Genomic DNA, 24,927 nt, shown 5'->3' on the forward strand with positions numbered 1-24,927 from the left:
CGCAACACTATGATACACTATTTTCTTGCAGAACAAACCATTTTATAATAATAAAATGGTTTGTTTCGTGGATTTGTTACTTAATTTTTTGTTGAATTACCCGGACCAGACCCTGGAGTTTGTGTCTTTGTCTGCTCATCAGTATCCTCATGAATCTCTTCAATTCGAGGACCTGTTTCAGCTTTAGTAGCAAACAGGCCATGTCTGGATCTTCCTGGTGATGGTTGATATTGCTCTGGAACCACTTTCTTTAGGGGTTCTTGACCCATAGCCTCACCAACACCAGCAACTAGAGCAAATATGACCCCGGTTAAGCCCATTCGAATTGGAACTTGTTTTAGAGCCATTTCTCCAAACGATTTGGCTGAAGCTCCGGGACTACTTATAAAGGCAAAAAATAACTCTTTTGTTAATTTAAGTGAGCTTGCACTTTTTAGCTTGCCCTCTGGTGTCACTGAAGATCTAACCAAGGTGTAATCTTTAAATACGGTAAATGGATAAGCAAAAAACGCAGCAGACATACCACTCACCATCCCAGCGGTAAAATGCTTCCCTTTATGGTCTGGTAAATTTTTCGCTATGACCTCTTCAAGAACACATAACGCACCAAAATTAACCATTCCTGAAACATACCTTGGAGCAAAGCCACCCATCATCAAGTTCCATGCATTGGGAACAGTCTTCCATGTGAAATTTTTAGGTAGAATCCCTGCTTTTTGCAGTGTAGACATTGATTCAGGTATTTGCGTTACCAGAATATCACCTAGTGCCATTGCCGTGATAAGCCCTATACTCGCAGTACCGTATTTTATAACTTCTTCTTTACCGCTCTCATCTTTAATAATTGCTTCCTCTACAGGTTTGCTGCCGCCTTTAGCACCAGTAACGTAACCTGTTCTTATTAATGAACCTGAAAGAGAAGCTGAAGTTCCAGCATACAATGCTCTAACAATACCCAATTTCCCACCCTGAAATGCAGATGGGGGTAGCATGGTTCTTTCCTTGGTTAAATTAACTAATATAGTTTTTATCGGACTTTGAACCGATACAATAGCACCGCTTGTAACCAGTGCAACGGTTGTGAAATTCAATCCACCCCAGAAACCTTGGTGTACCTGCTCTAAAGAAGGGATCCATGCAGGAAAGGAACCGCCCTTTTTCCCTGGTGGTGGCGTAACCGAAACTGGTGTTGGAGCTGCTACTACTGGTTTTGTTACCGGTACTACTGGTGTATCGATTTTTGGTGTTTGTAATTTTTGTCTTAATGTCTGCATTGGCGGAAACCAAGGAGTACTTGCGCTTTTGGTTGCTATATCCCACATATTTTGCATCATTGAGGTAAATACAGGACTTTGCATAATTGCTGGATTATAAATTCCTTTCATCATTGAGGAAAACACAGGATTCTGCCAAAAGGATGGAGTGTAATTCCCATCATTAGACATTCTGGCTTTAATAAGGTCCATCGGTGCTATCCATGGCATATTTTGCAAGTTTGAAAAATTGTATAATTTTCTTGGTGCAACTACCGGTGCAGTTACAGTTGGTTGCCCACTTTTTATATTAGGAGTTTCTGTTTTAGTCTGCATAGTTATATCTTGTCTTAGTTGTTAAATTTAATCCCCATTATACGGATCAAAAATTAACTCAACCTTAACAAATATGAATAAATCGAACAAAATTAGATCTCTGGGTTTTTTTTATGGGCATAATAATGTTTGAGGTGGACAAAAAACATCCATAATTCAAGGGCTAATATGATGGGTAAATTATAAAAATAGTTTATTTATAATGACTTACAAAGAAATTGTTCTGAGGTATATTGAACGATAATCAGGAGGTTGGAAGAGTATTTTTTTTATGTCCAATCATAAAAAATGGTGTAGCAGGCAAACTATTTCAACCAATCATTGAGGATATCGATAATTTTTTGTGCTTGTTCTGCACTGGAAATGTTAAATTTAGATTTTTGCCAGTATTGATTATTACGTTTTTGATAACGGCGAATTGAAAATTTAACTGGACCGAAATCATTTTGTGCGTTATCCCAATCCTGGTATTTAAACATAATAGTAGTCCAGGCTCCTTTGCTTAATACTTTCTTATCCAGCTCTTTAACTGTTTCTGTCCCATTTTCATCATATGCAATAGTGATTTCATCTATGCTTGCAGTCATGTCGAGTCTTACCTCAATAAATATCAAAGAAAAAAGGTACATCAGGAATGATGTATCTCTACGCCAAAATCCTGAGAGTGTATCTTATTTTTTTAATTTACCATAGTATTGAACTGTGATTTGTTCAAAATAGAATTATTGAATGGATTGCAGTTTCCCATTAACAAAAGTCATGGATACGGAAGGTTGATACTCCCCCGGTTGATAGATCCAAATTTGAGGTTTCTCTGCTGTAGGTACCACTTCATTAATAAACGAATTATTTACTATAGAAGGGGAGCCGCACGCATAATATACTTTTTGGACGGGATCGCCAGCCTGAATGTTCGCGCCTTGGCAGACCGAAACGGAATTACTGTCTGAACCATTCATTTTAATAGAGCGTACTTTTTGGTTCACAATATCAATCTCAAGCTGAACCCCGCCGCTCCCTGTAGGTACATTCCATACTCCATAAAAAGCAGTACTCGTTCCCATGTTATTGTAAATAAGTTGTTGCACGGGAATTTTTTGGAGTACCGGTTGATTTGATTCTTGTTGACTCACTGGTTGGCCACAGGCTGCAATCACTTCATCGGGCGTCATACCGATATTAATGTATCCGTGATTTTGGGGACAATAATAGGATTGTGTATCAGCAAATAAACTAAAAGGTAAAATGATCAATGCAAATCCAGTACTGCTGAGGTAGGTCAATTTCATAATTTAATCCTGATAATCCTCTGCCTAAAAATAAGTATAGTTGCTTTTATAATAATCTCCAGGGTAGGTTTGCCCTAATAAATAGGGTGATAATTTTTAATAAGACTATGATGATGAAAGGAGAAAAATCAAAACCAGAAATGTCAGGAACAATCTTTCTACCGAGTTTTAACAAAGGTTCGGTCAGCAAACGTAAGAGGTCTGCAATTGGACCTTGCCAATTGGGATTGACAAAACTCATGATGACGCGAATGAGGATGGCAAAAAATAGAATGTCGCAAGGCTGAAGGATTAAGTCTGCAATGATATAAAGCAATATAAATCCAATCGGAATTAAGCCTTGTAGGGCAAGAAGGCTAATGCAGATGATTTTTAATAATTCAACCAAAAATAAGGTAATGAACGCAGGGATATCATATTTTTGGCCTGGTTTATAGGGTTGTTTTGCTAGAACTTGTATTGGATTGACTATCGGATTTGTCATTTTATAAACGAGTTGGTTTACTGGATGAAGTGCGCTAACACGCAAATACCGTAAGGCAATACGAATCCATAAACTGAAGATAACCAGTGAAAAAAATAAAGAAATAACAAAAAGTGTCACTGCGATAAGACCTGACATATTTTTCCCCTGAAGCAACTGATTTTACAAGATTATATCGTGTTGCCTGATTTTTGTCGCTCACCAAATAATGCTTCGCCGACTCGGACTATGGTGGCGCCTGCTTTAATTGCAGGGACAAAATCATGACTCATTCCCATGGATAAAGTATCCATGTCTAGACTAAGTTCTTGATTAAGTGAATGCATGAGTTGATTGAGCTGAATAAATAAATCATATTGTGCTTGCATCTCTTTGTGCGGTGGGGGAATAGTCATCAAGCCTCTTAGCTTGAGATGCGGAAGTTGGCTTACTGCCAAAGCGAGTTCAGCAGCCTGCTCCGAAGGAATTCCAGATTTTGTTTTTTCATTTACCAGATTAATCTGTAAACAAATATTGAGTGGTTCTAAAGTGCTAGGGCGATGTTCATTGAGATAATTAGCAATTTTAAGACGGCTGATACTGTGGACCCAGTGAAATAAAGTAGCAATGCCTTTTGTTTTATTGCTTTGAATAGGGCCAATAAAATGCCAACATATGGGTATATTTTTTAAAGCATTGATTTTTGATTGGGCCTCTTGAAAATAACTTTCTCCAAAATGAGTGATCCCAAGCTGAAATAATTCGCGAATCGACTCAATACTTTGTTGTTTACTCACAGCGAGCAATAAAACACTTCCTGGTTTTCTTCCACATTCCAGTTCGGTTTCTGTGATTAATTGTTGGATTTGATTTAGACTTTGTTGAAGACTCATGATCATTCAAATGCATTTGGAAAAACTCAACAATAGCAAAAGAAACGCTGTTTGCCGAGTGTTTCTTGGTTTGCTGGGCGACTCATCCCAAGCAAAGCGAGCAATCTCTAAACATGCCTCTTATTAAAATTTAGAAAATTGACTTGTTGAATTATTTAATTAAGATCAATGAGTGATTTATCGATCAATGCACTATGCCCCAATCTGTTATTGTTAAATAATCAGGATGAACCAAACAATGGATATAGCAGAATTATTAGCGTTTTCAGTAAAAAATAAATCTTCGGACTTACATATCTCTGCAGGATTGCCTCCCTTAATTCGTGTGGATGGAGATTTACGTAAAATTAATTTGCCGGCCATGGAGCACAAGGAAGTAATAAAAATTATCTATGATGTGATGAATGATAGGCAAAGGAAAGAGTTTGAAGAGAGTTTGGAGACCGATTTTTCCTTTGAAATACCCAATTTGGCTCGCTTTAGGGTGAACGTATTTCATCAATTACGTGGTGCAGCAGCTGTTTTTCGTACTATTCCCTCTGAAATTTTGAGTATGAGCGATTTGGGATTGCCCTCTATTTTCGAGGAAATGTCCAGTTACCCTAAAGGATTAGTTCTCATTACTGGTCCGACTGGGTCAGGAAAAAGTACTACTTTGGCCGCCATGATCGATTACATTAACTCCAGCCGTTATGATCATATTTTAACTGTTGAGGATCCAATAGAATTTGTGCATCAAAGTAAAAAGTGCTTACTCAATCAGCGCGAGGTTCATCGAGATACACTCAGTTTTAACGCTGCTTTGCGTTCTGCTCTGCGTGAGGATCCTGATGTGATTCTGGTGGGGGAATTGCGTGATTTGGAAACGATACGCTTAGCCATGACTGCTGCTGAGACAGGACACTTGGTGTTTGGTACCTTGCATACTAATTCGGCAACTAAAACCATTAACCGGATTATTGATGTGTTTCCCGCCGAAGAAAAATCCATGGTACGTTCCATGTTGTCAGAATCATTGCAAGCGGTAGTCGCGCAAACCCTATTGAAAAAAAATGGGGGTGGGCGCGTTGCTGCTTTGGAAATTATGATTTGTACTGGCGCAATTCGAAACTTAATTCGCGAGGATAAAGTGGCTCAAATGTATTCTTCCATCCAAACAGGCCAAGGTAAAGGAATGCAAACTTTGGATCAGCATTTAACGGAGCTGGTGAAAAAAAATATTATTTCCACACACACGGCACGAGAAGTGGCTATTGATAAAAACATATTTTAAGACCCTGACGGATTCTCAAGAACGTTTACGATGACAAAGGAAGAGTCGCCCGGATTAAATAAAGTCTTAATCCGGGTTTAAGGACATACCCCGTATTACGCTGCGCTAATACGGGCTAGGCATCAGACACTTAAGCATTTTTCTGTAAGTCAATTAATTGCGGTATACCCTGCTCAGCCAGTGCAAGCATCGTGTTTAATTCATCGCGGTTAAAATGTCTGTCTTCCGCAGTTCCTTGAACTTCAATGAAATGTCCTGCTTCGTTCATCACAATATTCATATCGGTTTCAGCCAGGACATCTTCTGCATAATCCAAGTCGAGTACGGCTTGGCCTCGATAAAGTCCTACAGAAACCGCGGCAATATAATGAAATGCAGGCATTTTACGTATTTTTTCTCGCTCAACCATCCAATTGATTGCGTCTCTCATCGCGACACAAGCGCCAGTAATGGCTGCTGTCCTTGTACCTCCATCTGCTTGAATCACATCGCAATCTAGGGTTATTGTATTTTCACCTAAAAATTTTAAATCAACACAAGCTCTCAAAGAGCGGCCAATGAGGCGTTGGATTTCCATAGTCCTACCGCCTTGTTTTCCTTTGCTTGCTTCGCGTTCTGTACGACTGTGTGTCGCACGTGGCAGCATGCCATATTCAGCGGTAACCCAACCTTGGTTTTTTCCTTTAATAAAACGGGGAACTCCATCGATTACTGAGGCATTACACAATACTTTGGTTTGCCCAAACTCAACAAGGACAGAACCCTCGGCGTGCTTTGTATAATTTCTAGTTAATTTAACAGGGCGTAGTTCATTGGCTTCACGGTTACTTGGGCGCATTGGATAATCCTCGAAAAATTGAGAATTATAGCGCTTAACTTCCTGAGTTGCATCCTAAAGTAGCGTGATATAAATAAAGAAGTGATTATTGGTTTATTATTACGATGTTTCATGTTTTCTGAAAATAAAAAAAGCATGTTAAAACGATGGAAAAATTTATAAACATATAGGTCGATTTTGCCACAAAAAAATTTTTAAAAACATCTTGAATAACAATAGTTCATCGTGCTATGTTCGAAATCCAATTTTCAAATAAAAATCCATTATGAACTATCGTAGTCCTGAAATCAGTGTGGCACGTTTTGCAGATTTATCTGCGGGCACGCTGTTTGTCTGCGATTTAGTTGATTCTCAAAATTTTATTTCTTCTTTAGTGATTTTCTTGCCTTCCTTTCCCTAGGGCGGTCTTTCATTATCTGCGCCTCTCTAGGGAGGTGGGACAAGCAGATAATGAATTGATTTAAATCAACTATTGGAGAATATTATGACCCAAGCTAAATTTGAGTCCCATAAAGAAGGCATGCCCCCTAAAGAAAAGAAAAAAAATCTCAGTGTGTTCCAAAGCATCCTCTCTGGAAGCGTTACAGGTGCTTTTGAAGTGTTGGTCGATCATCCGTTGTGGTCGATAAAAACGCGAATGCAACGAGGAGAGTCGTTCACGCTAAATCCACAAGTATTGTATCGCGGTATTTTGCCAAATGCGGCCAGCATGGTCCCCATAACTGCAGTGCAAGTCAGTTTGAATCGTTTTTTCCAGAATTGGTTTTTCGGCAATCAATATGAGTTGTCTGATCGTCAAAGACTGGTGAGCGCTTTTGCTGCCGGGGTAGGTTCTGCGCTGATAAGTTGTCCTACAGAAATGGTGATGACCCATCAAAAGAAGAGGTTCTTCTCAGCAGGAGCTGACTTGGTGAAACAAGGGGGCTTGTCTCGTCTTTATACCGGAATGATGGCAACGATGCTGAGAGAAGGAATGTTTTCTACATTTTTTCTGGCGGTGACCCCGGCATTGAAAAACCAAATAAAAGAGCACTATCCAAATGATTACCTGGCATCGCTGCTAGCCGGGATAGTCGCCGGAGTAGGCGCAACATTGGCTTCACAACAGTTTGATGTGGTGAAAACAGTCCAACAGTCCTCCGTTGCTACAAACCCAGCTGGTTTTTTCAAGACTACCCAAAGTCTCTATGCAACCCAGGGTGCTTCTATATTCTTCAAAGGGGCGGTGCCGCGAGGTCTGCGCGTGATGTCTGCGGTGACGCTGATGAGTTGGATGAATGAAAAAATGAGTGAGTTGTTGTCTCAAAATCAGCCATCCGAAGCAGTCAGGCCATCATCATCTAGTCAATAATTTTTAGTCCCGAGTTGAATTGCTTAACTCGGGTACTTACTTTGCGCGATTTGTTAATATTCACAGGTTATTGCAACGGAGCCATAAGTATGATTCCTGCTAGTCATTGAATGTAAAGCACAACACAGGCATCGCTAAAACACTATTTCAATTCATCTGACGCTCCTAAAAATTATCTTTATGACCCATTTTGCGAAGGCAACAAGCTTTAGCTTTACATTTTGAGGTCACGAGTGAAGTAAAGTGGCACGATCAACTTAGCGCGGCTAGGGAATTGAACTTATATTTCTGAATTAGATGGAAATTTTATTCGATTTTGTTAAATTGGTATTCTCTATGGAGTATGTTTTATTTTCCAATTGCTTGAAATTGGGGTATATTCGCGCAAGGTTTATTCATTGGTATGTACAATGCTTCAAAGTATGACGGCTTTCTCACGAGTGCAAAAACAGATTGAAGAGGGTCATTTTTGTTGGGAAATCAAGTCAGTGAATCATCGTTATCTTGATGTTTCATTTCGTTTGCCTGAATCGTTCCGATTTATAGAACCACAATTACGCTCTTTATTGCGAGATAAGATAAATCGAGGGAAATTGGAGTGTCAGCTGAAATATCAAGACACAAGTGCTGATAATCAGTCTATGCTTATAAATATAGGCATGGTAAATGCATTAGTGAATTTAGGGGAGAAACTTTCCCTTTCACACCATTTGCCGAACGATTTAGGGGTGAGTCGTGTTCTTTCTTGGCCTGGTGTAGTACAAGCCAGTGTCCCTGATGTAGATGCTCTTGCAGAAAGCGCACTGTCCTTATTTAACGAAGCGATTGAGCAATTAAAGCAGATGCGGTCTACTGAGGGGGCTGCATTAAAAGCGCACGTGGAGGCACGGTTAAGTGAATTGGGTCGGGAAATTAAGCATGCTCGCTCCATAATATCAACACAAGCAGAGCAAGTGAAAGATAAGTTATTGACCCGACTGCACTCAGTGAAGATGGAAGTTCAGGATTCACGAGTAGAACAGGAAATTGCTTTAATTTTGACTCGTATTGATGTGAGTGAGGAACTCGATAGATTAACGACTCATCTTGATGAAGTGAGTCGGACGTTAAATTGCGATAAAATAGCAGGCAGACGTCTTGATTTTTTGATGCAAGAATTAAATAGGGAGGCGAATACGCTAAGTTCAAAGTCTGACTCTGTGGATTTAACTCAGAGTGCAGTGCAAATGAAAGTTTTAATTGAACAAATGCGTGAGCAAATTCAAAACATTGAGTGAGTATTATTGTGGGTGATTATTCGGGTAATTTATTTATTGTTGCAGCACCTTCTGGGGGAGGCAAAACAAGTTTAGTCAAAAAGTTAGTGGAGTCCCTTGCGGATATTGAGGTATCCATTTCGCATACGACGCGAGCCATGCGACCTGGAGAACAGCATGGGGTAAATTACTTTTTTATTGATGAAAATGAATTTATACGTATGATTGATGAGAGTGCTTTTTTAGAGCACGCCCGTGTCTTTAATCATTTGTATGGCACATCGATGAAGCAAATAACCGACCGTTTGCAAAATGGTATCGATGTTGTGTTGGATATAGACTGGCAAGGAGCGGAACAGATTAGACGTTCTTTTCCAAATGCGGTAAGTATTTTTATAGTACCGCCATCTTTAGATATATTAAAACAACGATTGTTAGATCGACGGCAAGATAAGGATGAAGTGATTAGTGATCGGATGAAAAAAGCGCAAGATGAATTGAGCCATTATCCCGAGTTTGATTACTTAATCGTTAATGATAATTTTGAAAAGGCGGCGATGGAATTGCAGGCGATTGTTATTGCAAACCGCTTACGTATTGAGCGGCAGATAAATAAACAATCAAAATTGCTTTCTTTCCTGATGTCATCGCAGTAAAATGCGATGTTTTGCTACTGGAGAATGAATTATGGCGCGAGTTACCGTTGAAGATTGTTTGAAAAATGTTGCGAATCGATTTGAACTGGTTATGGTGGCTACTAAGCGTGCGCGCCAAATTGCAGTTCGAGGCGATCAACCTATGGTTGAATGGGAAAATGATAAACCTACCGTTGTGGCTTTGCGTGAAATAGCTGAAGGTTTGATTACCCCTGAAATTTTGGATAAAGAATAATTTTTAGATAACAAAATCATTTGGCTTGGGTGAAGTGAAACGGAACCCAGGCTTTTAGGTGACTAAAATGTTCCGGGTTCCGTTTCACTTCACCTAGGTAATGAATCATGAGGGATCATGATTGATTCGAGGCGTCTTAAATGGTGTGAATTTAGGGGTAAAGGGGTACGGTCATGTTAGATACTAGGGAGTACTGCGTGAGCTACTTTAAGGAGCTCGATGAAGAGCTGAAATGCTATCTTGAGCAGTCGCAAATAGAAAAATGTTATCAAGCCTACTTGGTCGCTGAAAAAGCACACCAAGGTCAGATGCGTCGTTCCGGCGAGCCCTATATTACTCATCCCGTCGCAGCAGCCCTAATTCTTGCTCGAATGCGCCTGGATTATCAAACAATCATGGCGACTTTACTCCACGATGTTGTTGAAGATACTTCCGTGAGTAAAGAGGATTTAACCCACCAATTCGGCGAAGAAATTACCTCTCTTGTTGATGGTGTTACCAAGCTAACCAAAATAAAATTCGAATCAAAAGCTGAGGCTCAGGCCGAAAATTTTCGTAAGATGGTCTTGGCTATGGTTAAAGACATCCGCGTCATTATTGTTAAACTGGCTGATCGTTTGCATAATATGAAAACTCTTGGTGCGATGCCTTATGCAAAACGTCGGCGAATTGCCATCGAAACCCTAGAAATTTACGCGCCCATCGCGAACCGTTTAGGAATGCACTCCATTTATGTTGGTCTTGAGGATTTAGGATTTCAAGCTTTATATCCTATGCGTTATCGAGCGATTAAATCGGCAGTGGAAAAATCTCGTGGTAATCGGCGTGAGTTAACGCAGACGATTGAACGTGATTTGCAGTTGGCCCTAGCTCAATTAAATATTCCTTATGAACAAGTCTTCGGTAGACAAAAGCATTTATACAGCATTTACAAAAAAATGCGCCAGAAGAAAGCCTCATTTACTGAGATTACCGATGTTTTTGCCTTCCGTGTAATCACTGAAGACATTGATTCCTGTTACCGCATTTTAGGTGCTTTACATTGTACCTACAAACCTGTTCCACAACGGTTCAAGGATTATATCGGTATTCCTAAAGCAAATGGGTACCAATCCTTGCATACCACTTTATTTGGGCCTTTTGGCGTTCCTCTGGAAGTGCAAATTCGCACTCGTGATATGGATAAAGTTGCTGATAATGGGGTGGCTGCACATTGGATTTACAAATCATCTGGCCTTGAAGTCAATGAAGCGCAACTGCGAGCACGAGAATGGGTACAAAGCCTCTTGGAAATGCAACGCAGCACAGGTAGTTCGTTGGAGTTTATTGAAAACGTCAAAATTGATTTATTCCCGGATGAGGTATACGTTTTTACCCCTAAAGGCCATATTATGGAATTACCTAAGGGGGCGACACCCGTTGATTTTGCCTATTCAGTGCACTCTGGAGTAGGTAATAGTTGCGTGGCAGCGAAAGTCAACAGAAAATTAGTTCCCCTCAGCATTCCTTTATCCAATGGGCAGACCGTTGAGATTGTGACTGCGGCCGGCGCACATCCTAACCCAGCGTGGTTAAATTTTGTAGTTACCGGTAAAGCGCGCTCTAATATCCGCCATTTTCTGAAAAGCCAACAAAATACCGAATCAATTAGTTTAGGAAAACGTCTACTTGAGCAATCATTAAATGAACTATCCAGCGATTACGCCAAAATACCCCCCGAATCATTGCAAGCGCTATTGAGTGACTTGCATTATAAAACAATCGATGATTTGCTCTATGCGATTGGTATAGGCAACCAAATGGCGATGGTAATTGCCAAAAGATTGGTAGTCACCCAAGACTCTAATGAGTTAGACAAGGGAATTAAAACACGACCCTTGGCAATTAAAGGCACTGAGGGAATGGTGGTTCATTTTGGCGAGTGCTGTCAACCTATTCCTGGCGATAATATTGTTGGTAAATTCCAACAAGGCCGGGGAATTATTGTTCATAGCAGTGATTGCGCCACTTTAAAAAATTCGCGAACCAGTCCAGAGCAATTTGTTGCCTTACGTTGGGATGAACAAGTTGAGGGAGAATATTGGGTTGATATTACTGTTGATGTGATTAATGAGCGTGGCGTTTTAGCTGCGCTGGCAACTGCTATTGCTGAGTCAGGCTCCAATATAGGTAATATCAATGTCGATCCACGTGATGGTCGGCATAATGCGGTTACCTTCTCAATCAGTGTTGTTGATAGAACGCATCTGGCTCGGGTCATGCGAAGGTTGCGAGCAAATAAAGTGGTGATGCGTCTTTATAGAAAGAAACAAGGGGATAATTAATGCGACCTATAAATACAAAATTGGCTCCCGAAGCGATTGGAACCTATTCACAAGCCATTCGATGTGGTGATACAGTCTATCTATCAGGACAAATACCACTGGATCCTGTGACCATGCAACTCTGCAGTGAGGACATTAAACTGCAAATCACTCAAGTATTAGAAAATTTGTCAGCTGTTTGTGAAGCGGCTGGTGGTAGCTTGGCACATATAGCGAAATTGAATGTTTACCTCACCGATTTACGCCATTTTCCGTTAATTAATGAGGCAATGAGTCGTTACTTTGCTGCACCTTACCCCGCAAGAGCGGCAATAGGTGTCTCTGCATTACCCCGTGGTGCTCAGGTCGAGATGGACGGTATAATGGTTTTATCTTCAAAATAAATTCATTTAAAAAGTAGTCTAATATTAGTATTGTAGTCTGGGTGAAGCGAAAGCAAAAACCTCGTCATCCAATGACGGCAAAACTCGGTTTTCGTTTTGCTTTGTTCAGGCTGTAACTTTATAGTCAGAGTTCGTGTATGAGTATTATTTCCCTTCATGGAGTGTCCCTCAATATTGCGGGAAATCAGTTATTAGATAATGCCGATTGGCAGATCCAACCCCACGATCGCATCGCATTAGTCGGGCGAAATGGAGCGGGTAAATCCACGCTTCTAAAACTTTTGCAAGGTGAATTGACCCCAGATAGTGGTCAAATCAATCAACTTTCTGGTTTGCGCGTTGCTGGTTTGACCCAGGAAGTTCCAATTACCGGAGAAGAGTCTGTCTATCATTTCCTAGTGAGAAGTCTTGGTGAAGTAGGCGAAGTTTTATCACGTTTTAATGAACTTTCCCAATTGGGTGACTTGGAAAAATTGGCCGCATGTCAGCAACAGATGGATAATTTACATGCGTGGGACAAGTTGCCACAAATCGAAACTATGGCCAGTCGTTTAGGCATTGCTACCCACGAACGGATGAATAATCTCTCAGGGGGTATGAAACGTCGTGTCTTATTGGGGGCTGCATTAATTGCAACGCCCGATTTATTACTTTTAGATGAACCAACAAACCATTTGGATATAGAAGCAATCGAATGGTTGGAGTCTTACTTGAAAAGTTTCAAGGGTACTGTGTTGTTGGTTACCCATGATAGAGAGTTTTTAAGCCAGGTATCCAATCGAATTGTGGAAATCGATAGAGGCAAGCTCTATCAGCATGATTGTGATTATGAAACCTATCTCGATAGAAGAGAATCGATTCGTCTGAGCGAACAAAAGCAAAATGATTTATTTGATAAAAAGTTGGCTGAGGAAGAGGCCTGGATTCGTACGGGTATCAAAGCGCGACGCACACGTAATGAAGGTCGGGTTCGCGCATTAAAGGCTCTACGAGAAGAATATAAGGCACGACGTAATCAATTAGGTAAAGTTAAGTCCTTTTCACTAGACGTCACTCGTTCGGGCTCGGTAGTGATCGAAGCCAATCAGGTGAATTATACACTAGGGGATAAAACAATTTTACGTGACTTCTCCTTATTACTCACTCGAGGGGATAAGTTTGGAATAATTGGCCCTAATGGATGTGGTAAAACGACTTTAGTACGCCTATTGCTTGGAGAATTACAGCCTGATTCCGGACAGATCAAGTTGGGTACTTCTTTAAGTGTTGCCTACTTTGATCAACTGCGTCGGCACTTGCGTGAAGATCAAACCGTCATGTTTAATGTCGGTGATGGTGCAGATTATGTAACAATAAATGGTAAACAAAAACATGTTGCCAGCTATCTACGCGAATTTTTATTTTCACCGGAACGATTTAATCAGCCGGTTTCTGTGCTTTCCGGCGGAGAGAGAAACAGGTTATTGTTAGCCAAGCTGTTTGCTAAACCCGTTAATCTGTTGGTGATGGATGAACCGACCAATGATTTGGATATTGAAACTTTGGAGCTTCTTGAGGATATGTTAGTTGATTATCCCGGAACTTTAATATTGATTAGTCATGATAGGGCATTTATCAATGAGGTGGTGACCAGTGTCCTAGTGTATGAAGAAGCAGGGCAGTTCAATGAATTTGTTGGTGGATACGATGACTATAAAATGCATAAGAAACAGGAACAGCGCGAACAGGGAGTCAAGGCACCCGTTGTAAAACGCACTGTAGCAACCAATAAATTAAGTTTTAATGAGCAACGCGAGCTCGCTCAGTTGCCACAGAAAATTGAGCAACTGGAAGAAAAAATAGCTGAATTGCAGCTACAAATGGCGGATCCCAAATTTTACCAACAAGAAGCTCAGGTCATTGCAAAGATCAATCAGGGGTTGGCTGAAGATGAAGCTTTATTAACCCAATTTTATGCGCGTTGGGAAGCACTGGAAGATATTGAGAAAAGGAGCTAATAAATGTTATTGACGCTCACTCTACTTGTTCTATTTGGTTCGATTTTGGTGTTTTTTTCAGAAGAATTCATCAAAACCATTAAGAAAATTTTTGCCATTAAAGGGGCTAAGTTAATAATCCCTCTCTTTGTTGCTTCCTGGTTAATCTTTTCTTTTGATTTATGGGTTTTATGGGCGATCTATTATCTGCGTGAAATGCTGCATGATATTCTCAATTATTTAGTACAAATTATGCCTTTTCAGAATTGGGCACTGCAAGTGGTACTTGTGTTCATGTTGACTTTTCTTTCGGTAGTTCCGGTACTCGTTCTTGATTTTCTTTCCCGAAGAAAAACCTTTAAGAGCTACCAGCATCCCTATGTAACATCCAGCATCATTTGGGTGTTGTCTGTCTTTTTGTTAATCATTCTCTGATCTTTTGTAAAGAAATGTAAATATTTTGTAAAGAAAGCTGCATTTTCTTAATAAAACCTTAAGTTTTCTTTTTTATACTTGCCACCGGTAGTTCGGATTTTAATAATAATAAAGGAGACTGAAGTGTACGGTAAATATCATGGTCATGATCAACATACTGGTTATAGCGGTGTAGGTTCTCAAGTTAATGTAGATTCGCGTCATCATCATCACCACCATAATCCCTCTTCCACTAATCCCACAGTTCACGTTCATACACCCCTTTATCCACCTGTTTCTCCGGTTCGAGTACTTCCCCAAACAGCGGTTGAAATATTTCCCCGCAGAAGAGGTTACAGCTATCGTCAGAGTTATTCCACAGGTCCAGGCTGGGGATCGGGAGCATTTCTCATCCTTGCTTTTGTCGTTGCGCCCATTTTCGTTCTTGCTTTAATTCTCAAACTTACTCTAGGTGCGGTTGGATTAGCTGCCACATCACTGACAGCTGCTGGATTTACTGGAGCAAGTGCCACAGGTGCAATGGCATTGACTGTCGGCACTCTTGGGACTCTTGGGACTCTTGGCATTGGAGCACTGGCTTTCTATGCAATTTTGGGATGTGCTTATCTAAGTTCCAGCGCTAAAGAATGCTATAACAGTGATAAAAACGTATTCACGATGATTAAATCGCGTGTTGTGAATGAGGATGGACTAAGTTTTATGGGAGTCATAAAATCTGTAGGTGCTGTGCTTTGGTCTCCATTTTTACTCATTGGCGGTTTGGCGGGTCAGGGCAGTAAATTTGCTGCAAAGCTGTTCCCTTCAAAATCTTCGACTGCTACAGAAAGTGAACCATGGAAACTCAATGCATCCCCCTATACAAAGTTAACCAGCGACGAGCCTAGCGAGCAATCCGGACTTGGTTCGAAGGATGATAGAGAACCAGGTCACTATAATCCGGTGCTTGCTGCGAAACCCAGTTTTCCTGATGAAAGATCTCTGTTCGAATCTGCATCGCTCAATTCATTTACTACACCTTGAAATACATATCCTTCTGGTTGCTAGCAACGAGTTAATTCAAAGTGGGAGGTAGGTTTTTGGGTTCGATGTGCCTGAACCCAAAAACCCTAATAGAGACAGACCACTTAATTCGTATCCTCTGAATTAGATTCATACGTAGCTTTAAACGTGCTTGCGGTGTATAAGCAGCCTTCTCTCTCCATAAATAGCCTATAATTTAAACAAAGGTGCTTTATTGGAGTATCAAAGTGATTTCTAAGAATTCGGTCCTTTCTGCAACAGAAGCCGCCACTCCAATATGGCAAAATTTAAGCCTTACAGAACAAAAAAATATTTCAGACCGGATGGAGCAATGGTTTGCAGATATAGAAAAACACAATCAACCTAATAATATCGGAACAAATTCTTATTTGGCGACTCAATTTTTGTCATATTTTGGGTTAAAAAATGCCGCGGAGGTATTTGAGTTTCTAAAAACAACTGGCGGTAATGTGACATTAACCATGATTGCTCGAGAAATTATGAAAGAAGAGGCTCGAATTGAATCAATCAGGGAACGTAATACAGAAGCAATGCTCAGCCAACAGCGACACTTGATTTTTCTTCTCATGGGAATTATTGCAGAGCGAGAAGAACTGGCTAAAAATGTAGATCAGCTGATTCGTCTTGAAATCGACAAACATCTTCCAAAGGGTAAACACGAACAGAGTCAAGAAACCACTTTTGATCGCACTCCACTTCAAATGATAGAAGATATGATCGCTCATTACGTTGAAACCATTAAAGTTTTAGATGAAAAACTGGATGAATTGGAACGGCAATTAGAGCAGGTTGAAGAGGAATTAGCGGCTCTCGAAGAGGAAGGGCGACGTATGGACGCTTACCATGAGGCACTTCATACCCATATCGATATACTGGATGCGTATTTGCAACTGCCTATTTTCAAGCACCCGCAAGGAGACCCTACCGCTTTTTCTGCACAAAGAATATCGATTTTGGTAGACGATCTCAAACGGTATAAAGCGCAGGAAGAACTCTATAAAAGCACCGTTTCTGATGATCCCCAGATTCATGAAGTTGAAAAAAGACGTCTTAGTAGACAGATTAAAACGATTGAACATGAACTGAGTTTTCATAAAGTTCATCTGAACCAAACAACAACGAACTATGAACAATTATTTCGCTTCGCTTTGGAACAAACCCGAGCCAAAATACGAGAGCATCAGAGCATCCCTGGACAATTGGACCCTGAAATGGAAGGCTTGAAATTACGTGAACGAGGTTTGGTTTCCGCGTTGAACGTAATGAACAACAAGAAAATCCTTCTCAATGATAAATTAGAACAAGTGTTTGATTATTCACAAGCCCGTTTTAGTATGAAACATGAGGATGCAAAATTTCTTGTGCAAACCGATAATGGTTCTTATGCTCTGCTTCCTAAAGACAAGGATCCTAATCAATTGACTGAAGAGGACTGGATACAGGCTAAGCGTGATTTTGAGCAGGCTAAAGAACGGATTCAAACGCCTCGCTATAATTGTCTCGAAAAAATACAAGAAAATTTGCAGAAGCATATACATCGCTACGAACAACCCCTCAATTTAAGAGAAGTATTAAAAAACCAAAAATCAGAAATGCAACGAGCCAGAGATCAAATGGGAGAGACCTTAAGGGAAACGCGTGCCCAAAAAGTATTATTAAGTAGAAATCCCCGTTTGTCACATACTCCAAAAACAGATGCTCATGCCAGCTATTCACAAATGATCGAGAAATTTGAATCTTTGGTATTAAAAGCACCTAAAGAAGACGATATAGAAAAAGCACGAAATATTGTCGAAAGTTCAACCATATCCCCTAAAAACAAAGGGGAGCTTAATAAATTAATCGAACAAGTTTCGCCAGAGAAAATTATGGAATCACAGCAAAGGCTTCAATGGCTCTATAGTGCCAAACGATTAATAAAAGATACAACACCGACCCCTAATGTCGATCCGACATTGCCAAAAAAAGATTAGGCAAAATAAAACTTTTTAATTCACATGTAATTTTGTTAGGAATTGCATTCAGTGGGGATGATGAATGAGGGTATTTCGTGTATAATGCCGGCAATTTATTTTTCAGGTTGCTTTATGAATAAACAGGATTTTTACTTCGATTTACCTTCAGAATTAATTGCCCAGTATCCTTTGCCAAATCGTAGTGATTCGCGCCTTTTAATTTATGATCGTCAAAAAGGTGACTACGGTCATTACCAATTTCGTGAAATCGCAGATTTTTTAAACCCGGGTGATTTATTGGTAATGAATGACTCCAAAGTTATCCCAGCCCGTCTTCATGGCCAAAAAACGACTGGAGGGAAGGTTGAGTTATTAGTCGAGCGAATTACGGGTGAGTTCACTTTTCTAGCTCATATTAAAGCCAGCAAGTCATTGAAAGCGGGCTCAATTATTAAGCTGGAACAAAATAAAGAAATTGAAGTTCTTGATAGGCAGGATGATTTATTCACTTGCAAAGCGGATATGGATGTCTTGAAGTTATTAAATGGGATAGGGCACATTCCCTTACCTCCCTACATTACCCGAAATGATGAACATCTGGATCAAGACCGTTATCAAACAGTGTATGCAAAACATGAAGGCTCTGTAGCGGCACCAACCGCGGGTTTGCATTTCGATGAATCCGTATTAGCCAGCTTACATTCACGAGGTGTTGCAGTAGCTTATCTTACTTTGCATGTTGGGGCTGGGACATTCAGACCGGTTCGTTGCGATAACATCAAAGATCATAAAATGCATAGCGAGCGATTTACAATAAGTCCTGAATTATGTGCTGCGGTACATGCTACAAAGGCTGCAGGAAATAGGGTGATTGCAGTCGGCACAACTGCTATGCGAAGTCTTGAGAGTGCGGTCCAGAATGGAGTACTCACTCCATGCAGTAGGGATACAGACATCTTTATTTACCCAGGATATGAGTTTAAGATTTGTGATGGATTAATGACCAATTTTCACTTACCTGAATCGACTTTATTAATGCTGGTTTCCGCTTTTATTGGTCATAAACAGACGATGATGCTTTATCAAGAAGCAATTGAAAAAAAATACAGATTCTTTAGTTATGGTGATACCAGTTTATTGCTATAAATCCGCGAACTGTCTACCCAAAAACTGAGTGCAGCTGCTCGTCATCCCCAGCATGGCGAGGGAGCTCCATCCTGTAGCGCAGTGTCACAATGGGGGAGAGCCGGCGCTGCACTCACGATGAAGACAGTTAGCTTAATCAGGAGATCAGGAATGTTGGCAGCAGCACAGAATTTTTTACCCGTTTTAACTTCGGAAGCAGGTTTGTGTCTTACCACGGCAAATTGGCAAGAGGCAAAAGTAACCGCGGCATCTTTCTCTTTAGAGAGTCTGTTGTATAAACCGGGTCAAGATGTGCTTAAAAAAATATCTGATTTGTCACATTATCTCGTTTGGCCTGATGTTATCGTCCTGAATGCCGCATCACTTGTGGCAAATAAAGAAGGAATCTTTACGCTAAAATCTCCCTATGATGGTTCTAGAATAAAACTTAATTTGGGAGATTTGATCTCGTTGATTCAGCATTTAAAACCCAATGCAGTGATTTTACCCCAACACATCACCCAAGATTTTCCACAAATTTGGGATAACTGGAATGATGCGATTGTTCCTTTTATACATGCAGATGATCTCAAGGAACATGCAGTGGTTAGGACGCATGGCGTTTATTTTCATGTTATGAACGAGTTGGATTGGGAACAATTAAATCGTTGGACGCACCTGCCACGTTATATCATGGGCAATTTTGACGCCGAATTAATACGGCGCTTGCACGATCAGGGTATCGAATTTATTGAGACGGACGAACCAGCCCGAGCCGCATTGCAAGGAAAGGTTTATAGTCGTGCAGGGGATGTCGATTTAATGGATCCAAAAACACAAATGAAATTTGAGCTTATTGATGCCGAATGCGTTTGCCCCACGTGTTCCCAGCAATTCACCTGTGCATATCTTCATCACTTACTGCAGCATACTCCTTTATTGTGTCAGCGATTTTTGATTCAGCATAATGTGTTTTATGTGCAGAATCATAAATAAATTTTACCTTCACCCCTGCCCCTCTCCCGAAATGGGAGAGGGGAATTTAAATGAGTTTTCCTTCTCCCCATGGAGAGAAGGTGCCCTTAGGGCGGATGAGGGTATTATTACCTTCTAGCCGTTTATAAAGTTTGACAGTTTTTTCCATAACAGCTAGCATTACCAACAATTGATGGCGCGGGGTGTCGTGATAAACGTCTGAGAAATACCCGTTGAACTTGATCTGGTTCATACCAGCGTAAGAACGCCTTAAAACTGAATTTCATTTGAGCACAGTTAAGCTTTTGAATGACCTGCCTTGGTGAACGAGCTTTTTTGCCAGTGATTCCGAACAGTTCTAATGAAGGTTAACTTCTTCAATTGAGTCTTTACGCGATATCTTTAGCCATCCTTTATTTTATCAATCAATATAAGGAGCTATGGTATGAGCGCATTATCTACAAGAACAACTTTATTACTGAATTGGTATGCAAACCCATACCATACCCCAATTTTTGTTGCTCATTCATTAGGTTATTACCAACAGGAAGGCATAAAACTTGCAATTTTGGAGCCTAGTGATCCCAGTGATGTGACTGAAATTGTAGGTATGGGGCATGTTGATTTTGGTGTTAAAGCCATGATTCATACTTTAGCCGCTCGTGCGAAGGGTTATCCTGTGACATCAATTGGAACGCTATTGGATGAACCTCCGACCGGGCTCATCGCATTGAAGTCCAGTGGCATTAATTCATTCCAAGATATTGTCGGTAAACGGGTAGGGTATATTGGTGAATTCGGCAAAATCATTATTGATAATTTGGCACAATTAGCTGGTATTGATTCGGCCAGTTATGAAACAGTGCGTATTGGCATGAATGTGACTGATGCAATTTGTCGTGACCTAATTGATACCGGCATTGGTTTTATTAATTTTCAAAAAGTTGAATTGGAGCATCTCCGTGGTGAAACAGTATTTTTACGCCTGGATCAGCTAGCCGGTCTAGGTTGCTGCTGTTTTTGCTCCATTCAGTTTATTGTGCCTGAAAGGATGCTAAAAAATCCTGAAACCATTAAAGGTTTTCTCAAAGCCACCCAACGCGGCGCAGCGTTTACTACCGAAAATCCAGATGAAGCTTACGAACTGTTATGTAAAACAAAGCCTCAGTTACGAACGCCTATGTATCATACGATTTTCATTCGAAGCTTGCCCTTTTTCTCGCGCACGCTTTTGAATGTAGAACGTGATTGGAATAAGGTAGGGCGTTTTGGCAAGCATTTAGGAGTAATTGATGACTCTTTCTCAGTGCATTCGTGTTATACCAACGAGCTACTGCCGAAGATGCCTCATTCTGATCTAGAGCCTATTGCATGTTGTGTGGGTTAATAATTGTCGGTTAGGCCTTGGCCCCACTTAAGAAGGTTCAAGCAGTATTTGCTAATCATCTTGTTGTTTTTTCTTGGGGCAAGGCTCAACCTACGCTATGTTCTTTTTGAGTGATTTTAATGAAATGAAAAATGTTGCTGTTGTTGGTGCTGGGATCATGGGGTGTTTGCTGGCTTTGCGTTTACACAAGGAGGGATGGCAGGTAACCCTATTTGAGGCAGAAAGCGCGTTCAATAATTGCAGCTACGCCGCTGCAGGTTTATTGGCACCTTGGTCTGAGCTTGATAAAGCGGAACATGTAATTTTCAAGTTGGGAATGGAATCAGTTGATGCATTATGGAAGTCTGTTTTGCATCAATTAACGGAACCGGTATATTTTCGTCAAAAAGGTTCTCTTGTGGTGCACCACCCTCGAGATAAAGCAGAATGGCAGCAGTTCAGTACACGGATTGTGAGTAAATTAAGTGACTCAGGTTATCAAGTGCTCACTCAAGATTCTCTGAGGCAGCTTGAACCCGAGCTGGATCATTTCCATGCAGGGTATTATTTCCCCAAAGAAGCGCAACTTGATAATCAGAGTTTATTGCTGGCACTCAAAAAACATCTTTACCAACAAGGAGTCCTTTGGCGGGACCAAACTTATGTTTCTTACATCCACTCCGGTAAAGTAGAAACAGGAAATACCACTTATTTATTTGATTTTGTTTTTGATTGCAGAGGCCTAGGAGCAAAAAGCACTTTTGCAAATTTACGTGGGCTTCGTGGAGAACTGATTTGGCTTCATGCACCAGACGTGCAATTACAAAGGCCAATACGCTTTTTGCATCCAAGATATACCATTTATATTGCTCCGCGTCCGAACTCTTATTACCTTATCGGGGCCAGCGAATTGGAGACAGAAGACTCCAGTCCAATTTCAGTACGGACGACGCTTGAACTATTAACAGCTGCTTACTATGTCCACCGAGGGTTTGCTGAAGCACGAATCATTAAAACGGTGACGCACTGTCGTCCCACGTTAGTGCATCATCAGCCGCGAATAAAATATGCAAAGCAACTGATTGCGGTAAATGGACTTTATCGTCATGGATTTTTAATCGCGCCGGCATTGGTAGAAGAAATTCTACGTGGACTAAGGAGCAATCAAAAAGACATTTATTATCCTGAGCTCTGGGAGGCTTATTGATGATCATTTACATAAATGATGAACCACTAACTGTAGATGCATCCACTACACTACAGGCCATTCTTGAACGGCAGAACGATATTGCTGCACATGTGGCAATCGCAATTAATAATCAGTTTATCCCCAAATCAATGTTTGCGGAGACGACCTTGTACGAGGGAGATCGTATTGATCTCATCGTGCCAATGCAAGGAGGGTAATCATGTGGCATTTAGCAGATAAGCTTTTAACAAGTCGGTTGCTTTTGGGTACTGCGGGTTATCCATCACTTGAGGTAATGACCGATGCGGTAAGGGCCTCCAAAACAGAGGTAATTACCGTTTCTCTGAAACGACAACTGGCCAGTGGTACAGGTAGCGATTTATTTTGGCAAACCATTCAGTCTTTGAATTGTTGTTTACTGCCCAATACTGCGGGTTGTCGTGATGCACAGACTGCGATTACTACTGCTGAAATGGCGCGTGAACTTTTTAATACTTCATGGATTAAATTGGAAGTGATTGGTGATGACTTGAGTCTGCAGCCGGATCCCTTTGAGTTATTGCGTGCAGCGAATGAATTAGTAAAACGAGGATTTGAGGTCTTTCCATATTGTACTGATGACTTAGTTTTATGCCAACGTCTCATGGATTGTGGTTGTAGGATTTTGATGCCGTGGGCGGCACCTATTGGTTCAGGAAAAGGATTACTCAATCCTTTTGCGTTGGAGACATTACGTCATCGATTAACGGATGTAACCTTGATTGTCGATGCGGGGATTGGTAAGCCATCGCATGCGACACGGATTTTGGAGTTAGGTTTTGATGGGGTGTTACTGAATAGTGCGGTTGCTTCAGCGATTCATCCTATAGCCATGGCGGAAGCTTTTTCACATGCAGTTATTGCTGGACGAAGTGCTTTCGAGGCAGGTCTTATGCCGGAGCGGATTACCGCCCAATCCTGTACCCCTTTAATCGATACACCTTTTTGGCATCAGGAGGTTCTATGATGAACACAGTGTGGAGCAATACTGGTAGTGAAATCGATCAGCAAACAGTGCGTGGATTGGGTCTTGAAATGCAACAACAGCTATTCAATGGATCCAATTATCCCAAGGCAATTAAAATAAGCGAATCCATTTCTCGCGAAGACCTAGAAATCCTAAACAATTATTCTGGGCCTGTAGTTTTAGATTTTACTTTACCTTCTCAGCATCGTGATAAAGATGCGGATGATTTAACTGCAGGGCTCTCTTTTGCAGATGTTTTGGTCTTGAATACCCTTGAGGCCGAATTGATTTTAAAGCGTGCGATCATGACCCATCAAGCCATGCAGGAAGCGGCTCATGAATTATTAACCCTGGGGGCTAAAAGTATTTTTCTATTGGGGCGGCATCTGCAAGAAACTTCATGGGAACATGATTATTGGACAAATGGGCTTACTTCATTTTGGCTGACGAAAAATCGCTTCTCTGATGCAAAATATCCGGAACTTCGATCAGTTTTATCCGCGGCAATTACTGGGGCATTGGTTCTGGGGTACTCAGTCGAAGATGCACTAATCATCGCAAAAATGTACGCACACCAAGCAGCCCGTCTGGCAGGGACCAGTTTATATTATGGGGGGTTCCCAGAGAATGAAATGGACCTGCCTTATCTTTCATCCAAACCATTGTATGAGGCGCCCCAACCATTTCAACCATGTCATCGATTAGGTCTTTATCCTGTGGTTGATCGCTTCTCCTGGGTCGAAATGCTTTTGAAACTTGGGGTAAAAACCATTCAGTTGCGAATTAAAGAAAAAAGTAAAATTCTGGAAGAGGAGATGAAGCAAAGTATTGCTTTGGCTAAAAAGTATGGTGCTACGTTATTTATTAATGATTATTGGGACATGGCTTTAAAGTTGAATGCAGAAGCAGTGCATTTAGGGCAATCAGATTTAGATACTGCAGATTTAGATGCAATCAGAAATCAGGGATTGTTACTCGGAGTAAGCACTCATTGTTATTATGAGGTGGCACGAGCCCATGCGATTTGTCCTTCATATATTGCGATTGGCCCCATTTATCCAACGACCAGCAAAGAAATGCCTTTTTTAGCCCAAGGGATTGAGCGCTTACATCGCTGGCAACGCACTTTAAATTATCCTTTGGTTGCAATAGGGGGGATCACTATTGAGCGTATGCCCGATGTAGTTGCTACAGGAGTTCATGGTATCGCTCTGATTTCTGCAATTACGCAAGCGGATGATCCCCACAGAGCGACGCAGCAACTGTTGAGTTTTGTTGAATGATAGACATTATTGCTAATTATGTTGCG

At 40.9% G+C, this 24,927-nt stretch carries 25 protein-coding genes and 1 riboswitch; of the genes, 19 read left to right on the top strand and 6 right to left on the bottom strand.

All coding sequences use genetic code 11. The features are described from left to right. Positions 1-80: 80 nt before the first annotated feature. From OQJ13_RS13955 to OQJ13_RS13975, 5 genes are all read right to left on the bottom strand, one after another. Positions 81-1,589, bottom strand: a complete 1,509-nt coding sequence (locus OQJ13_RS13955; RefSeq protein ID WP_265711440.1) for a hypothetical protein — start codon at positions 1,587-1,589, stop codon at positions 81-83. Positions 1,590-1,894: 305 nt separating this feature from the next. After that, a complete protein-coding gene (locus OQJ13_RS13960) occupies positions 1,895-2,176 on the bottom strand; it encodes a hypothetical protein (protein ID WP_265711441.1) in 282 nt (93 codons plus the stop codon). Between the two features lie 135 nt (positions 2,177-2,311). After that, the gene (locus OQJ13_RS13965) at positions 2,312-2,878 is read right to left on the bottom strand and encodes a DUF2845 domain-containing protein (protein ID WP_265711443.1); all 567 of its coding nucleotides are present in this window, start codon (positions 2,876-2,878) and stop codon (positions 2,312-2,314) included. 46 nt (positions 2,879-2,924) lie between these two features. Continuing rightward, positions 2,925-3,500, bottom strand: coding sequence for a YggT family protein (locus tag OQJ13_RS13970; RefSeq protein ID WP_265711444.1), 576 nt, complete (start codon positions 3,498-3,500; stop codon positions 2,925-2,927). A gap of 32 nt (positions 3,501-3,532) precedes the next feature. Further along, positions 3,533-4,234 carry a YggS family pyridoxal phosphate-dependent enzyme gene (locus tag OQJ13_RS13975; RefSeq protein ID WP_265711445.1) on the bottom strand — a complete coding sequence of 234 codons (702 nt, stop codon included), beginning with the start codon at positions 4,232-4,234 and terminating at the stop codon, positions 3,533-3,535. Positions 4,235-4,472: 238 nt separating this feature from the next. On the opposite strand from OQJ13_RS13975, the gene OQJ13_RS13980 reads away from it, so the two are divergent. Further along, the gene (locus OQJ13_RS13980; protein ID WP_265711446.1) at positions 4,473-5,507 is read left to right on the top strand and encodes a type IV pilus twitching motility protein PilT; all 1,035 of its coding nucleotides are present in this window, start codon (positions 4,473-4,475) and stop codon (positions 5,505-5,507) included. Positions 5,508-5,637: 130 nt separating this feature from the next. On the opposite strand, the gene rph is transcribed toward OQJ13_RS13980, so the two are convergent. Beyond that, positions 5,638-6,345 (bottom strand): ribonuclease PH, encoded by a 708-nt coding sequence (gene rph / locus OQJ13_RS13985; RefSeq protein ID WP_265711447.1) that lies wholly within the window; start codon positions 6,343-6,345, stop codon positions 5,638-5,640. Between the two features lie 265 nt (positions 6,346-6,610). Between rph and OQJ13_RS13990 the strand changes: the two genes are divergently transcribed. The 18 genes from OQJ13_RS13990 (at position 6,611) to thiE (ending at position 24,901) form a co-directional block, all read left to right on the top strand. Next, positions 6,611-6,745, top strand: coding sequence for a hypothetical protein (locus OQJ13_RS13990; protein ID WP_265711448.1), 135 nt, complete (start codon positions 6,611-6,613; stop codon positions 6,743-6,745). Positions 6,746-6,829: 84 nt separating this feature from the next. Next, the gene (locus OQJ13_RS13995) at positions 6,830-7,696 is read left to right on the top strand and encodes an MC/SLC25 family protein (RefSeq protein WP_265711449.1); all 867 of its coding nucleotides are present in this window, start codon (positions 6,830-6,832) and stop codon (positions 7,694-7,696) included. Between the two features lie 410 nt (positions 7,697-8,106). After that, on the top strand, positions 8,107-8,973 hold the full coding sequence (locus OQJ13_RS14000; RefSeq protein ID WP_265711450.1) for a YicC/YloC family endoribonuclease: 867 nt from the start codon (positions 8,107-8,109) through the stop codon (positions 8,971-8,973). 5 nt (positions 8,974-8,978) lie between these two features. Next, the gene (gene gmk, locus OQJ13_RS14005; RefSeq protein WP_265711950.1) at positions 8,979-9,608 is read left to right on the top strand and encodes a guanylate kinase; all 630 of its coding nucleotides are present in this window, start codon (positions 8,979-8,981) and stop codon (positions 9,606-9,608) included. A gap of 31 nt (positions 9,609-9,639) precedes the next feature. Next, on the top strand, positions 9,640-9,843 hold the full coding sequence (gene rpoZ / locus OQJ13_RS14010; RefSeq protein WP_010653170.1) for a DNA-directed RNA polymerase subunit omega: 204 nt from the start codon (positions 9,640-9,642) through the stop codon (positions 9,841-9,843). A gap of 173 nt (positions 9,844-10,016) precedes the next feature. After that, positions 10,017-12,167 (top strand): bifunctional GTP diphosphokinase/guanosine-3',5'-bis pyrophosphate 3'-pyrophosphohydrolase, encoded by a 2,151-nt coding sequence (gene spoT, locus OQJ13_RS14015; RefSeq protein ID WP_416209912.1) that lies wholly within the window; start codon positions 10,017-10,019, stop codon positions 12,165-12,167. Next, positions 12,167-12,550 (top strand): RidA family protein, encoded by a 384-nt coding sequence (locus OQJ13_RS14020; protein WP_265711452.1) that lies wholly within the window; start codon positions 12,167-12,169, stop codon positions 12,548-12,550. Before spoT ends, OQJ13_RS14020 begins: the two co-directional genes overlap by 1 nt. Before the next feature lie 137 nt (positions 12,551-12,687). Continuing rightward, entirely contained in the window at positions 12,688-14,547 is a 1,860-nt protein-coding gene (locus OQJ13_RS14025) for an ATP-binding cassette domain-containing protein (protein WP_265711453.1), read from the top strand. 3 nt (positions 14,548-14,550) lie between these two features. Next, positions 14,551-14,961: a hypothetical protein gene (locus OQJ13_RS14030; RefSeq protein WP_265711454.1), complete on the top strand. Its 411-nt coding sequence runs from the start codon at positions 14,551-14,553 to the stop codon at positions 14,959-14,961. Between the two features lie 123 nt (positions 14,962-15,084). Then, positions 15,085-15,981 carry a hypothetical protein gene (locus OQJ13_RS14035; RefSeq protein WP_265711455.1) on the top strand — a complete coding sequence of 299 codons (897 nt, stop codon included), beginning with the start codon at positions 15,085-15,087 and terminating at the stop codon, positions 15,979-15,981. A 227-nt stretch (positions 15,982-16,208) separates the two neighbouring features. After that, on the top strand, positions 16,209-17,975 hold the full coding sequence (locus OQJ13_RS14040) for a hypothetical protein (protein WP_265711456.1): 1,767 nt from the start codon (positions 16,209-16,211) through the stop codon (positions 17,973-17,975). A gap of 114 nt (positions 17,976-18,089) precedes the next feature. Further along, a complete protein-coding gene (gene queA / locus OQJ13_RS14045; protein ID WP_265711458.1) occupies positions 18,090-19,103 on the top strand; it encodes a tRNA preQ1(34) S-adenosylmethionine ribosyltransferase-isomerase QueA in 1,014 nt (337 codons plus the stop codon). Between the two features lie 150 nt (positions 19,104-19,253). Further along, positions 19,254-20,078, top strand: a complete 825-nt coding sequence (locus OQJ13_RS14050) for a queuine tRNA-ribosyltransferase (RefSeq protein WP_265711459.1) — start codon at positions 19,254-19,256, stop codon at positions 20,076-20,078. 168 nt (positions 20,079-20,246) lie between these two features. Further along, positions 20,247-20,340: riboswitch (TPP riboswitch) on the top strand. Between the two features lie 162 nt (positions 20,341-20,502). Then, positions 20,503-21,444: an ABC transporter substrate-binding protein gene (locus OQJ13_RS14055; protein WP_265711460.1), complete on the top strand. Its 942-nt coding sequence runs from the start codon at positions 20,503-20,505 to the stop codon at positions 21,442-21,444. A 124-nt stretch (positions 21,445-21,568) separates the two neighbouring features. Next, positions 21,569-22,630 (top strand): glycine oxidase ThiO, encoded by a 1,062-nt coding sequence (gene thiO / locus OQJ13_RS14060; protein ID WP_265711951.1) that lies wholly within the window; start codon positions 21,569-21,571, stop codon positions 22,628-22,630. Beyond that, on the top strand, positions 22,630-22,830 hold the full coding sequence (thiS, locus tag OQJ13_RS14065) for a sulfur carrier protein ThiS (protein WP_265711461.1): 201 nt from the start codon (positions 22,630-22,632) through the stop codon (positions 22,828-22,830). The genes thiO and thiS overlap by 1 nt, the downstream gene beginning before the upstream one ends. 2 nt (positions 22,831-22,832) lie before the next feature. After that, positions 22,833-23,618, top strand: coding sequence for a thiazole synthase (locus OQJ13_RS14070; protein WP_265711462.1), 786 nt, complete (start codon positions 22,833-22,835; stop codon positions 23,616-23,618). Next, positions 23,615-24,901, top strand: a complete 1,287-nt coding sequence (gene thiE, locus OQJ13_RS14075; protein ID WP_265711463.1) for a thiamine phosphate synthase — start codon at positions 23,615-23,617, stop codon at positions 24,899-24,901. The genes OQJ13_RS14070 and thiE overlap by 4 nt, the downstream gene beginning before the upstream one ends. The last annotated feature ends 26 nt before the right edge of the window (positions 24,902-24,927 follow it).

The organism is Legionella sp. PATHC035 (assembly GCF_026191115.1).
GTDB lineage: Bacteria > Pseudomonadota > Gammaproteobacteria > Legionellales > Legionellaceae > Legionella.